Origin of the sequence: Actinophytocola sp., assembly GCF_035712165.1 — a bacterium.
Taxonomy (GTDB): Bacteria; Actinomycetota; Actinomycetes; order Mycobacteriales; family Pseudonocardiaceae; genus DASYTH01.
The window spans coordinates 25,636-38,948 of record NZ_DASTBH010000208.1 but is presented as its reverse complement, the minus strand read 5'-3'; the positions used below and the strand labels follow the sequence as shown (position 1 = coordinate 38,948).

Genomic DNA, 13,313 nt, shown 5'->3' with positions numbered 1-13,313 from the left:
GGTTCGCCTTCGTGCTGCCACAGCGGTGGCTGGACGGGCAGTGGCACACCCTGTACGCCTACGGGATCAGCCGGGCCAGCGGTCGGCCCGTCCTGCTGACCGGTTCACCGCTCGGGTTCATCGCCCACCGGCCGAAGGCCGACGCGGACTTCGACGGCGACCACACCACCGACGTGTCGGTCTGGCGGCCCGGCGACGGAAACTGGCACGTGCTGCCGAGCGGCGGGGCGCCGTCGTATGCCTTCGCCTGGGGTACCCGGGGCGACAGCCCGCTGTCGGGCGACTTCGACGGGGACGGCCGCACCGACTACACGGTGTTCCGCCCGTCCGAAGGCATCTGGTACATCATGGGCAGCCAGGCGGGTTGGCTGCAGTACGCCTTCGGACTGGCCGACGATATTCCGGTGCCTGCCGACTACACCGGTGACGGGTTGACCGACGTGGCGGTCTGGCGCCCCAGCGATGGTGTCTGGTACGTCCTGCCGTCCGAGGGCGGGCCGTTCTATGGCTTCGCGTTCGGGCAGGCCGGCGACCGGCCGGTGCCCGGCGACTACGACGGGGACGGCCGGGCCGATCCGGCTGTGTTCCGTCCGGCCGGTGGCCTCTGGTACGTCGCGGGTTCCAGCCGGGGAGTGACCGTCGAGCCGTGGGGCCTGCCCGACGATCGGCTCGTGCCGGCCGACTACGACCGGGACGGCAAGACCGATCTGGCGGTCCGACGCGACTCGGACAACACCTGGTACGTCAGGTTGAGCCTGACCGGCAGGACGCTCACGGTGCAGTGGGGTTCGCCAGGCGACGTCCCGGTGCCCGCCGACTACGACGGCACCGACTCGGCCGACCCGGCCAGCTACCGGCCCAGCACCGGCCAGTGGTGGGTCACCGACTCCGCCGGTCCACACGTGCACGCCACGTTCGGCGTCACCGGGGACATCCCCGTCCCCGGCGCCAATCTCACCTTCAGATAGTCCGGTCTGCCGCTCCGCTCGGTCCGCTACACCGACCGAGCGGAGCCGGCGGTCCGTCCACAACGGCCGCCGGGGCCAGGCAGCGGCGGGTGAGGGTGGTCAGGGCGGCGGCGGTGCCTTCCGGATCGACCAGCGCGTGGAAGTGGGTGTGGTCGAGGCGGGTCAACGGCCAGCCGAGGGTCTGGGCGCGGTCGGCTTCCGGGCCGTAGCGGGCGGAGAGTTGCAGGTATCCCTGGGTGATTGTGGGATGGACCGGCGCGTAGGGCAGCGGCTCGAGCAGGTAGGCCTCGTCGCGGGGGTTGACGGTGTCCAGCAGCAGTGCGCGCTGCGCCGGGTCGGTCACCCGTTCTACGCCGGCAAGGTACTCGTCGGTCCAGCTCGGGTAGCGCCAGCCGGTGGCTAGCAGGAGAAGGAGTTGCTCGCGCTGCGCGGGGTCGAGTCCGGTCAGGTCCAGCCGGTTGGCGCCCGGCCGCGGAAGGTTGGCGTCACAGTAGATGATGGCCGGCACGGTCACACCGGGACAGACGGCGGCGCGGACCGCCGGGAGCAGCGGACCGGCTCCACTGTGGCCGATCAGGACGACCGGGCGTCCGTGGTGGGCTTGTTCGAGCTGGGCGGCGGCGGCCGCGACGTAGCGCCGGGCGAAGGGTTCCCGGTCGTCGCCGGACACCTCGACCACCAGGGCGTCGAAACCGGCCGCACGGAACAGTTCCGGCGTGCCGCCCCAGGATGAACCGGTGAGCAGCGGGCTGTGCAGGAAGGCGCACAGTGCTCGCTTGCCGTGTGGTGCAGCCATGTCAGGAGGATGCCGGCAGTACCCAGGCGGAGTGGTGCCGGGTGAACCCGATGTGCGGGTAGTACTCGGTCGCGTCCGGCGCGGACAGCAGAACGATCTTGGCGAGCGGGGCCGCGTCCTGGGTGCGCCGGATGAGCTCGCGGCCGATGCCGCGCCGCTGGAACTCGACGTCGACGCAGAGATCGGACAGATAGGTCGTGTACGACCAGTCGGTCATGGACCGGGCGACACCGATGAGCCGGTCGCCGGCCCGTGCGGTGACGATGAGGTTCGCCTGCCGGATCATCTCGGTGAACCGGGGGCGGTCGTGGACGGGGCGGCGTTGCGCGAGGGTCGAAGCCCGGTAGACGGCGGCGGCCTCGTCGATGTCGAGCTTGCCGCCGCTCACGACGTCGTATGTCCACATCGGACGGCTCCTATCCGGTCAGCGTGTCGAGTCGTTTGCGGAGGTGCTCGCGGTTGGTGAGGAACCGCTCCGGCTGGAGTTGGTCGGCCGTGACCTCGACCCCTCTGTCCCGCAGGGTATCCGCCAGGCTCCGCCCCGTCTCGGCCGTCTCGCCGGCCGCGGCCTGCACCAGCCGGTAGGCGCCGTCCCGGTCCATCCCCGCGCGAAGCAGGTCGAGCAGCACGGTCGCGCTGTAGATGAGCCCGTTGGTGTGGGCCAGGTTCGCCGCCATCCGGCCGGGGAAGACCCGCAGCCCGCCCACCAGCTCGGCGGCCGTGGTGACCTGGTAGTGCACGGCGATCAGGCTGTCCGGCAACACGATCCGCTCGACCGACGAATGGGCGAGGTCACGCTCGTGCCAGAGCGCCACGTTCTCGCCGGCGGCCGAGGCGTTGGACCGCAGGATCCTGGCCAGGCCGCACAACCGCTCACTGGTCGTGGGATTGCGCTTGTGCGGCATCGCGCTGGAACCCTGGTACTCCGTGGTCCTCGGCTCCTCGACCTCCCGCACCTCGGTGCGCTGCAGCAGCCGGAACTCCAGCGCCAGGTTCTCGACCACCGCGCCGAGCACCGCGACCGCGTTGAGGAGTTCGGCGTGCCGGTCGCGGGCCACCACCTGGGTCGGCATCGGCTCGACCCCGAGTCCCAGCCGCTGGCACACGTACTGCTCCACATAGGGATCGATGAGCGCGTAGGTGCCGACCGGCCCGGAGATCGTCCCGACGGCCACCGAGTCGCGCGCGGCCCGCAGCCGGTCGGCGGATCGTCGCACCGCGAACGCGTGGCCGGCGAGCTTCTGGCCGAACGTGGTCGGTTCGGCATGGACCCCATGGGTCCGGGCGACACAGACGGTGTCCCAGTGTTCGGCCGCCCGCTCCGCCAGCCGATCGCACAACCGTTGTGCCGCGGCGAGGATCAGCTCGCAGGACCGGGCCAGCGTGTAGCCCAGCGCGGTGTCGACCAGGTCGTAGCTGGTCATCCCGAAGTGCACCCAGCGGGCCGCGGCACCGTCGATGGTCTCCGTGTAGGCGGCGAGGAATGCCAGGATCTCGTGGTCGCGGGTGCGCTCGAACTCGGCGACGCGGGTCGCGGCGGGCGGGCGGCCGGTGCGGATCGCCGCCAGGTCGGCGGCCGGGATGACGCCCAGTTCCGCCTGCGCCTCGCAGGCGAGCAGTTCGACGGTCGTCCACGTCCGGTAACGGTTGTCGTCGGTCCAGAGCTCCGCGAGCTCCGGAAGGCTGTAGCGAAGAATCATGTGAAGAGACCCTGACAAGTTATTTGAGACTAAACGGACACGAATCCCCTCCGCGGTGACACCGCAGTCTCCCTGATATTAATCGCGCCGTCAAGACACTTTTCCTCTGGCGATCTTAGCGTAAATCACGTACCTTATCGAACACCTGAGGGTGGGGGAGTTGATGTCCTTGACTTCGTTGAAGTCTGACGGATTCGCAAAGATGATGGTTTCGGTTGCGCGTACGGCGCGCCATCAACATGACGCAGCCGCTTGCATACGGACAGCGATTACCTTGGGCGGGCGGGTGCCGCAAGAGATCGGATTTCGTGCCCTCACCACGGCCGAACGCCTGATCGCGAACGCCGCTGAACAGCACCGAGTCCGGCTGGACCCGACCGGCGGGGGTGGTCTTCGCCTAACCGGCACCGGCCGTCTGCACATCTGGCCGGCCACAATTCCCGCCGACGATGATCACCATTTACTGGGCTCGCTGGGCTGGGTCAACGGACCTCCGGAGGATTTGGTAAACAACTGCCGTGCGGCCACCGCGCGTGATCTTGACCGGCGGATTGAGCTGCATGACTGGCTCGCTTCGCGGCCCCGCAGCGAGGCCCTCGAACGCATCGAGACAATTCGCTACGCCCTGGTGCACATGGCACCGGTACTGATCTATGTCGCGGACCGTTGCTACACAAATCTCGGCCGTTACGGCACGCTGCCCGGCAACTCCATTCGATTCGGCTCACCACGCTGCCAGCTGACCGCCCTGGCCGGTACCCCGGTCGCGGACTGGACCCCGGAAGACGCCTGTTTCGTGGTCTGCCTGTCGGTTCTGCTGCGTTCCGGACCGCCGGTGCGTGCGGAGGAGTTCAACGGCGTTCAGCTCGACCCGGTGACGCTCGAGGAGTTCCTGCTCGAGCGCATCAGCACCTACGGTGCGACGCCCCCGCCCAAACGGGCAGGCGAACCGACCGCGCCGTGGTTGGCGCGGCTCGCCGAGGTCTGCGCCGCGCGCCGCGCCGGCCTGGTTCGGCGCGGCGCCACGTTCTACCGGTCCATCAACGGGTTGAGCCTGCACAAACAGGAACATCTGATGTCGCCGCCGGTGCGCCTCGGTGACGTGCCGGCCGAAGTGCTCGCCCTGCTCGCCGAGCGAACCGGTGCGGAACTCACCGCCGGCAGCGACGTGCGGGACTTCGCGCGGGTCTGCGCCGCGTTCGGGTCGAGGGTTCTCGGCCAACCGGCGCCGAAGGGGTTCCGGTCCGCCTACGAGGCGTTCCTGCACGAGTTGCTGGTGGCCGTGGCCGAGGCGACCGGTTCGGACGTCGCGATGGGCCGCGGTCCGCGGTCCCTGGAGTCGCTGCGGGAGGACGCCGGGCGGGACACCGACCCGCTTCGGCTCGGCACCAGCGACTTCTACTGCTGTGTGGTGGCCGCCGGGAGGTTCGTCGAGCGGTTCCGGGACGACCCGGCCGGACTCAGCACGGCGCTGTCCGCCTACAGCGCCCGAATGCGCTTCAACACCTGGCACTACCTGCCGCACTCGCTGGACGTGCACGACCGGGAGCCGGGCCGCGACGACTGGTTCTTCGCACCGACCATGCCCGACATCACCGAATGGTCCGACCAGCACCACACCGGCCACGTGCGGTTCGGCGTCCGCTACGCCATCCGTATCCCGGTGGGCATCTTCTGGGACGGCGCATACCGTCCCGGGCTCTACGACCTTCGGCTGCTGCGGACCGCGGGCCCCCCGTTCACGATCGCCGACCTTCGGACCGCGATCGCACTCGGCAAGCTTCTCGGCGTGCTGCACGAGGCGATGGCCGGCCACGACCCGCACGTCGACGACTTCGACAACACCTGGTACCGGGAGTTCCACGCGCCCACGGTCGGAGTCCGCTAGGTGAGCGGCCTTGCCTACCTCGACGCAGCAGAGCTGCGGAGCCTGCTCATCGGTGGCGCGCTGTCGGTGCACGAACTGGTCGAGGCGACCCTGGACCGCGCGGTCGCGCTCAACCCCCGGCTCAACGCCTTCGTCACCATCGACCGGGCCGGCGCGCTCGCGGCCGCGACCGAGGCGGACGCGCTCATCGCCGCCGACGGCCACGCGGCGTTCGCCGCCCGCCCGCTGCTCGGCATCCCGGTGTCGATAAAGGACCTGACGCCCACCGAGGGACTGCGCACCACCCGCGGCTCAGTGCCGCTGCGCGAGCACGTGCCGGCCGAGGATGCGCCCGTGGTCGCCCGGTTGCGGACCGCGGGTGCGATCGTCACCGGCAAGACCAACACCTCCGAGGACGGCTGGAGCGGCGGGTGCGTCAACCGGCTGGTAGGCGCCACCGCGAACCCGTGGGACCCGTCCCGAACGCCGGGTGGGTCGAGCGGCGGGTCGGCCGCGGCGGTGGCCGCCGGCATCGGACCGTTGGCCACCGGGACCGACGGCGCCGGATCGATCCGCATCCCGGCCGCGTTCTGCGGGGTGGTCGGGTTCAAACCGTCCCTAGGCCGGGTGCCCTACGTGCCGGTCAGCGCGGAGTTGCTGTCCCACTGCGGGGTGCTGGCCCGCACGGTCGCCGATGCCGCGGCCGCCTTCGACGTGCTCGCCGGTCCGGATCCGCGGGACTCGTTCTGCCTCGACGGTCCGCCCGCACCGGCGACCCCCGGACCGCTGCGGATCGGCTGGATCGACGGGCTGGGCGCGCCGGCGCCGGAGCCGGAGATCGCCGGCCTGGCCCGGGCCGCCGTCGCCGCGCTCGGCGACTTCGGCCATGAGATCGAGGTGACCACGCCGCCGTTCGACGACCCGTACCAGACGCTGGCGACCATCCTCGCCTGTGCCGACGCGGCCGGGCATCTGGACCGGCCCGACCCGGTCGAGCCGGAACGCTGGTCGGCCATCCGCTTCGGCCGCACCCGCAGTGCCGTCGAACTGGCCGTCGCCGAGCAGGCCCGCACCGAGCTGTGCGACCGGGTCCGGCGCCGCATGGCCCGGTTCGACCTGCTGGCCACCCCGACGGTTCCGATCGCCCCGTTCCCGGTGGACCAGCACGGACCGGTCCCGCCGGTGGCCAAAGGGGACGCTTCCTGGCTCGCCTGGACGCCCAACACCTATCCGTTCAACCTGACCGGGCAACCGGCCATCTCGGTGCCGGCCGGCCTGACCGCCGGGGGCATTCCCGTTGGGGTGCAACTGATCGGGCGGTGGCGGGCCGACCTGACCGTCCTGCGAGCCGCTGCCGAGCTGGAATGCGCCCGGCCGTGGCGCCACCTCTACCGGCGGGTGCCGGTGGCCGAGGAGGAGACTCATGATCAGCCGTCAGTACGGTGAGCTGAGCACCGGCTCACTCGATTTCGTCGAGCGCAACGATGTCTGGAGTGAGGAGCAACGGGCGGCGGCGCAGGACGTGGCCGGCGCACTGGACGAGCTCACGTTCGTTCGCGTCGTGTTCGGCGATCCGCACGGCCTGGCCAGGTCGAAGCTGGTGAGTGCCGAAACCTTCCGTACCGTCCTGCGCAACGGCATGGACTACAGTCCCGGCCCCTACGTCTTCGACACCGGCCACGCGGTCGCCGTGGACTTCTTCGCCCCCGGCGGCGGGATCGGTGTCGCCGAGCTGACCGGGGCGGGTGACTTCATCGTGGTGCCCGACCCGCTGACGTTCCGGGTCCTGCCGCACACCGGCGGCCGGACCGGCTGGGTCATCGGTGACGAGTACCTGCGCGGTGGCCGGCCGCACCCGCTGTCCAGCCGGCGGGTGCTCCGCGAGGTGCTCGGCGAGGTGGGCGGTCACGGCCTCGACGCGGTGATCGGGCTGGAGGTCGAGTGGTACCTGACCCGTCTGGTGGACACCGGTTTCAGTGGTCGGGTCGGGGGTTTCGGCGTGCAGGGCGAGCCGCCGAGGGTGGCCCCGGTCGACGGCGGGTACCAGTTCAACCTCGATGCGTTGGGGGACGCGCTGATGCCGGTGCTCGAGCCGCTGTCGGAAGCGTTGCTGGCGCTCGACCTTCCGCTGCGGACCATCGAGCACGAGTCGGGTCCGGGGCAGCTGGAGTTCACGTTCAGCCCGTTGCCGGCCCTGGCCGCCGCCGACGCGATGCTGCTGTTCCGCGGTGTCACCAAGCAGATCTGCGCGCGGCTCGGCCACCACGCCTCGTTCATGGCGCTGCCCCGGTTGGACGGGTTCGACCCGAGCGGGTGGCATCTGCACCAGTCGCTGTTCGACCGCGTCACCGGGCACAACGCGTTCACCGCCGCCCGCGCGGAGCCGGGACCGCTGTCCCCGCTGGGCATGGCCTATCTCGGCGGGCTGGTCGAGCACGCCGCCGCGGCGACGATGTTGTGCGTGCCGACCGTCAACGGCTACCGGCGGCTGAGCGAGCGGTTCTCCCTGTCACCGGACCGGATCGCGTGGTCGCCGGAGAACCGGGGCGCGTTCCTCCGGATCCTGGGCGGTCCCGGCGAGCAGACCAGCCATGTGGAGAACCGGATCGGCGAGCCCAACGCCAACCCCTACCTCTACCTGGCCGCCCAGCTGGCCGCCGGCCTCGACGGCGTCGACCGGTCGCTGCATCCGGGCGCACCGGCCGCCGACCCGCACGCCTCGACCATGCGGGCGCTGCCGGCCGACCTCGGTCAGGCGCTCGCCGCCTTCCGGGACAGCGCGTTGTACCGCCGGGTGCTCGGCGACCCGCTGGCCGAGTGTCTGAGCCTGCTCAAGCGAAGCGAGCTCGGCCGGTACGAGGAATGGCTGGCCAAGGCCGATCCGGTCGACGACGGCATCGTCACCGAGTGGGAACACCGGGAGTACTTCGCGGACTACTGATCGGTCCACTGTGGACGACCGGGCGGCTCAGCTCGCCGCCCTGGCCCGGTCGGCGAGCAGCTTGGCGTGCACGCACTCGCGCAGCTGGCGGCGCGCCGCGGTCACCTGGTCGGTCCGCACGACCGTCCACCCGAACGTCTTCGCCCAGTCGAGCAGCACCGCGCGCACCGCGGCCTGGTGCTTGAGGAACCGCGCGGGCGAGCAGTCGGGATCGCGCCCGCACTCGTAGGGGGCGATGTCGTCCCCCTTGCGCCGCAAGGCTTCCTCGGGGGTCACGTCCAGGTACACGGTGAGGTCGACCGGGGTGATCGCCGCGGTGACGGCGTGCACGAGCTGCGGCGGGCATCCGGCGAGCAACTCGGCCGCGGCGTGCTTGGCCCAGTAGCCGTCCAAGATCACCAGGTCCTCCTCGGCCTCGCCGGCGCGGAAGGCGGCGGTGGTGTTCATCCAGCCGAGGAACAGCATTCGCGCCGGGGACGGCATCTCCGCGATGCACACCCGCAGGTCCTGCTGGTCGGTGCCGCGCAGGAACCGTGCCTGCGGCACCATGCCCGGGCGGAAGATGTCCCATTTGCCGACGACCCGCGCGGTGAAACCCTCCGATCTGGCCCAGGCCATCAGATCCTGGACCATGGTGCTCTTCCCCGCGCCGTCCGGCCCTTCCAATGCGACGATCATGGTCACTCTCAATCCTCAGAGGGAAACCGGCCGACGACGGCGTGCCGGACCGGCTTGGCGGTGGCCGCGGCCGGAGGCCCGGACCGGTGGTACCAGGCCGACAGGGCCATGGTCACCGCGCGGCGGCGCTCAGCGGGTGGCTCCTCCGCAATGGCGTGCTCACGGGCGCAGATCCGGACCAACTCCCGGTGCCGGTACCGGTGGCCGTACCGCTCGTCCGGTTCGATCAGCAGCAGCTGCGCCGCGGTGAGCCGGGCCAGCAACCGGTCGGCGTCGGCCTCCGGCACGTTGAGCGCCGCGGCGGCCACCCTGGGTGGAAACGAGTCGGTCCGCAGCAGGCTCAACAGCCGCAACGCCCGCCGGGCCGTCGGGTCCAACCGTTGGTAGCCGAGGGTGAGGCTGGCCCGCACGTCGACACCCTCGACGGTGAGCACGTCGAGCCGGCCGGCCGGGTCGACGAGCCGATCGACCAACTGGCGCAGCAGCAGATACGGCCGCTCCAGCAGCCGGATCCCGGCGGCCCGGATGGCCAGCGGGAGGTGGTCGCAGAGCCGGACCAGCTCCGCGCCGGCATCCTCCTGGCCGTGCAGCCGGTCCGGCCCGATGATCTCCGTCAACGCGTCCAGCCCGGCCTGGGTGGTCAGCGGCTCGAGCCGCACCTGCCGGGCGCCGGCCAGCGACACCGGCGCGGGCCGGCTGGTGACCAGGACCGCGCTGCGGCCCGATCTCGGCAGCAGGGGCCGCACCTGGTCCGGGTGCACGGCGTCGTCGAGGACCACCAGCACCGGTCGCCGGGCCAGTTCCGAGTGGTAGCGCTCCAGCCGGGTGTCCGCACCGGCGGGCGCCACCTCCATACCCGCAAGCAGATCGGCGAGCACGTCCGGCTGCGCCCGGCCATGAGCTCCGTCGCTCATCCGGACTTCGACGAGTCCGGCGGGAAAGCGCGCGGCGGCCGATGCGGCGATCCGCTTGGCCAGCGCGGTCTTTCCGACACCCGCGGGCCCGCTGACCGCCACCACCACGGGCCGGTCGGTCGCGGCTGAGGTCAGCAGGTGCACCGCCGTGGCCAGCTCTGCGCGGTGCGCCTCGGGCGCGGCCGCCGGGGTCTCGTCGCTCGCGCGCAGCACGCGGCGGTGCGCGTCGCGCAGGTCCGTTCCCGGTTCCACACCAAGCTGGTCGACCAGCAGCCGGCGGGCGTCCTGATAGGCCGCGAGCGCCTCGGCCACGCGGCCGCAGGAGTACAGGGCCAACACCAGCCGGTACCAGAGGCTCTCCCGGAACGGATGCTCGGCGAGGGTTTCGCGCAGTACCGCGACCACGTTCGCGCTCCGTCCGAACGTGAGCTCGGTGTCGGCCAGCCGCTCCACGAGGTCCAGCCGCTGGTCGATGAGCGCGACCGCGTCGTGCTGGTGCAGGTACTCCGACGGGACGTCGGCCAGCGGCGTGCCGCGGAACAGGGCGAGCGCCTCGCGCAGCAGCGGCGCGGGGTCGCGTGCGGGACGGTCCCGCAGTTCGTCCAGGAGCCGCCGGAACCGGCCGCAGTCCACCTGCTCGGGCCGCACCCGCGCGCGGTAACCGGCGGGATGGCTGGCCACCAGACCGGGTGTCAGCGTGCGGCGCAGCCGCGCGATGTAGCCCTGCAACGTCTTGCGCGCCGTCGCGGGCGGGTTCTCGCCCCACAGCCGCAGGATCAGCTCGTCGGCCGACACCACCTCGCCCGGGCGCAGCAGCAGCGTGGCCAGCACCACCCGGTGCTTGGCCTGGGGCACCTCGATGACACCCGACCTCGGGTGCTCGATCACGAGCGGACCGAGCAGTCCGAACCGCAGGCCGGTGTGGTCGATCTCGGTCTGTCCCCCGGGAACCTTTCCCCCCAACACGTCACTCCTTCACGGTGACGACGTCGGCGACGACGAGCTGGGTGAAAAGCTCGGTCGCGTCCTGCGTCGCCGTCTGCGGGTCGACGTCGAACTCCGCCGCCACCACCTGCCCGATGTCGCGGACCGTGCGGGTGCCGTCGATCTGGCGGCACATGAACGTCGCCGACTCGCTCAGTTCGAACGCGTGCTCGTACCCCCCGAGGAGGATCTTGCCGCGGTAGTTGCGGATTCGCACGTTGAGCGGAAACACCAGCACCGAATCCGGTGTCACCGCGCGACTTCCGTCCGCGCCGTTCACAGTGTCACCGCCATCGAGATCCGCCGGCAGACTCCGAGCACGCGCTCGACCCAGGCCGGTGCCTCCTGCGGTGTGTAGTCGCGCAGGGTGGTCAGCGCCCAGAACTCCTCGTAGGAGAGCACATCGGTCCGCACCAGCCGCATGCGCCGGGCCCGCCACTTCGGCCAGAGGCTGCCGACCTGGCCGAGGCTCGCGGTCAGACCGTCCACCGCGTGCTGCAGTGCGAGCTGAGCGGAGAGCACCGCGCTGTCCAGGTCGCCCGCGGCGAGCTGCCCGGCGGCGTCCTCCGTGCACCCGTCGGCGTTGCGCAGCGACCGCGCCGCCAGCACGGACCGGTGCGCCGAGGAGTCCAGCCAGGTCTGGGTGCGGTGCAGCCACGCGCCGTCGTCCGCGGCCACCGCGTAGGGCAGCCGTTCGAGCAGCGCGATCTCGTGGAAGCTCAACGAACGCCAGCTGCCCTGCTCGTCGGCGAACTCCTCGGCCGAGACCTTGGCCAGGATCTGCGCCACCTGGCCCGCCGTCCAGTATTCGAGGTCCCAGCGCCTGCCGTCGACGAAGGTCTGTTCCGCCGGCAGGGTGTTCGGCTCAAGTGGCACGTGCTCGTATTCGTCGATCGAGCTTTTCCAATGGTCGTTCGACACGATCGCGACGTCGAGATCGCTGGTCTTGTTGCCCCACCCCCGGACAATCGATCCGCTCAGAAAGATCGATTCGGCGGAATCCGGAAGCAGTTCCCGATCCCGTAGTTCGGTCGCCACGTTGCTGAAGTCGATCAATTCCGGCCCCCTCCAGAAACACGGTGTAACCGACCGTGCGGAAACGGTTAAAATTCGCCGCCGGCCCATCTGAACCGGCCAGCGTAATGCCTACAAAATGGTACAGCGACGCGCCCGATGTCAACCGTCAGTTTGGTTCCGGTTCCCCGCCCGCGAGGCGCCGCCGACTCGCGGCCAGGAGCAGCAGCGGCGGTACGAGCACCGCGCCGCCAATGAGAAAAGCGGCCGTCGGCTCGATATGTTCGACCAGAAAACCGGCCCCGGCGGCACCCAATCCGGCACCGATGTTGATGGCGTTGTTGACCCAGCTCGTCGCCTCGGTCCGCTGCGTCGGCAGCGCGAGCCCCTCGGCCAGAACATAGGCCGTGACCAGCGCGGGAGCCAACGCCAGGCCGGTGGCGGCGAGCACGATCGCGAGCACGTACAGGTTCGGCGCCGCCGCTGCCGCCACGGAGCCGATCCCGAAGCCCAGCAGCAGGCCGAGCAGCCGTTGCCGAAGCGGACGCCGGTGCCGGATTCGTCCCCACAGCACGCCACCCGCCGCGCTGCCCAACGACAGCGCGGCGAGCAGATATCCGGCGATGCCGGGGGAGCCCTGCCGGTCGGCCGTGCCGGCCACGCCGACCTCGACCAGCCCGAGCGTGAGTCCGAGGCCGACGATGGCGCCGACCAGCGTCAGGAACCCCCGCTGCCGCAACGGTCCGAGGAACGAGCGGTGCGGCGGCGTGGTCAGTTCGGCGGCCAGCCGCCGGGCGGCCACCGAGGTCGCCATGCCGACGGTGCCGATCAGGGCGGCGACGGCGGTGCCGATCACGGCGAGCACCGGACCGCTGAGCGCGATCAGCGCGCCGGTCAGGACCGGGCCGGTGACCAGCAGCGTTTCCTCGACAGCGACATCCAAACCGTAGGCCTTGCCCCGGGAGTCCGGGTCGTCGGTGAGCGCGGCCCACTGTCGGCGCATCGCGGCGCCGAGTGGCGGCGCGGTCAGCCCGGCCGCCGCCCCCAGCGCGATGAACGCGGCCGGCGCGGTCACCCCGATCGCCGCGATCAGGGCGTACCCGAGCAGCACCGACGTGTACGGCAGGCCGAGCAGCGTCAGCGCGAAAGGCTGACCCCTGCGGTCGAGCATCCGTGCCTTGAACGGCGCGGACAGGTTGGCGATGGCGTAGGCGCCGAGCACGATCCCGGAGACGGTGAACGAGCCGGTGGCGTGCTGGCCGGCGAAGAGCAGGGACAACGACACCATGCCGAACGAGAGCCGGCCGAACGACGCGGACACGAGCGCCTGCAGGGCACCGGGTTTTGCCAACAATGAACGATAAGAGATCACATTCGGCGATTTGATCTCTGCCGGGACGTCGCGGACGTCGTCCATCTGCATCCCCCCTCATGCTCAGCGTAGCGGGAAG

General features: G+C 71.0%; 12 protein-coding genes. 4 read left to right on the top strand and 8 right to left on the bottom strand.

Going from position 1 to position 13,313, the window contains the following annotated elements; genetic code table 11:
* The coding region (locus VFO68_RS11845; protein ID WP_325158281.1) for a VCBS repeat-containing protein at positions 1-968 on the top strand (968 nt) is incomplete at its 5' end.
* On the opposite strand, the gene VFO68_RS11840 is transcribed toward VFO68_RS11845, so the two are convergent.
* The 3 genes from VFO68_RS11840 to purB are packed head-to-tail and all read right to left on the bottom strand — an operon-like array spanning position 961 to position 3,464.
* On the bottom strand, positions 961-1,764 hold the full coding sequence (locus VFO68_RS11840) for a hypothetical protein (RefSeq protein WP_325158280.1): 804 nt from the start codon (positions 1,762-1,764) through the stop codon (positions 961-963). The genes VFO68_RS11845 and VFO68_RS11840 overlap by 8 nt on opposite strands.
* 1 nt (position 1,765) lies before the next feature.
* Positions 1,766-2,170 carry a GNAT family N-acetyltransferase gene (locus VFO68_RS11835; protein WP_325158279.1) on the bottom strand — a complete coding sequence of 135 codons (405 nt, stop codon included), beginning with the start codon at positions 2,168-2,170 and terminating at the stop codon, positions 1,766-1,768.
* Between the two features lie 10 nt (positions 2,171-2,180).
* Positions 2,181-3,464, bottom strand: coding sequence for an adenylosuccinate lyase (gene purB, locus VFO68_RS11830; RefSeq protein ID WP_325158278.1), 1,284 nt, complete (start codon positions 3,462-3,464; stop codon positions 2,181-2,183).
* Positions 3,465-4,098: 634 nt separating this feature from the next.
* Between purB and VFO68_RS11825 the strand changes: the two genes are divergently transcribed.
* From VFO68_RS11825 to VFO68_RS11815, 3 genes are read left to right on the top strand one after another with little or no spacing between them, the layout of a single operon-like run.
* Positions 4,099-5,352, top strand: coding sequence for a hypothetical protein (locus tag VFO68_RS11825; protein WP_325158277.1), 1,254 nt, complete (start codon positions 4,099-4,101; stop codon positions 5,350-5,352).
* Complete coding sequence (locus VFO68_RS11820) at positions 5,353-6,777, top strand: amidase (RefSeq protein WP_325158276.1); 1,425 nt, start codon at positions 5,353-5,355, stop codon at positions 6,775-6,777.
* Positions 6,755-8,272, top strand: coding sequence for a glutamine synthetase family protein (locus VFO68_RS11815; protein ID WP_325158275.1), 1,518 nt, complete (start codon positions 6,755-6,757; stop codon positions 8,270-8,272). Before VFO68_RS11820 ends, VFO68_RS11815 begins: the two co-directional genes overlap by 23 nt.
* Positions 8,273-8,299: 27 nt before the next feature.
* Here the strand turns inward: VFO68_RS11815 and VFO68_RS11810 are convergent, their stop codons facing one another.
* From VFO68_RS11810 to VFO68_RS11790, 5 genes are read right to left on the bottom strand one after another with little or no spacing between them, the layout of a single operon-like run.
* Entirely contained in the window at positions 8,300-8,956 is a 657-nt protein-coding gene (locus VFO68_RS11810; protein ID WP_325158274.1) for a thymidylate kinase, read from the bottom strand.
* A 2-nt stretch (positions 8,957-8,958) separates the two neighbouring features.
* Entirely contained in the window at positions 8,959-10,830 is a 1,872-nt protein-coding gene (locus VFO68_RS11805; protein WP_325158273.1) for an AfsR/SARP family transcriptional regulator, read from the bottom strand.
* Position 10,831: 1 nt separating this feature from the next.
* A complete protein-coding gene (locus VFO68_RS11800; RefSeq protein ID WP_325158272.1) occupies positions 10,832-11,101 on the bottom strand; it encodes a PqqD family protein in 270 nt (89 codons plus the stop codon).
* Positions 11,102-11,124: 23 nt separating this feature from the next.
* Positions 11,125-11,973, bottom strand: a complete 849-nt coding sequence (locus VFO68_RS11795) for a nucleotidyltransferase domain-containing protein (RefSeq protein ID WP_325158271.1) — start codon at positions 11,971-11,973, stop codon at positions 11,125-11,127.
* Between the two features lie 58 nt (positions 11,974-12,031).
* Positions 12,032-13,285: an MFS transporter gene (locus VFO68_RS11790; protein ID WP_325158270.1), complete on the bottom strand. Its 1,254-nt coding sequence runs from the start codon at positions 13,283-13,285 to the stop codon at positions 12,032-12,034.
* Between the last annotated feature and the right edge of the window lie 28 nt (positions 13,286-13,313).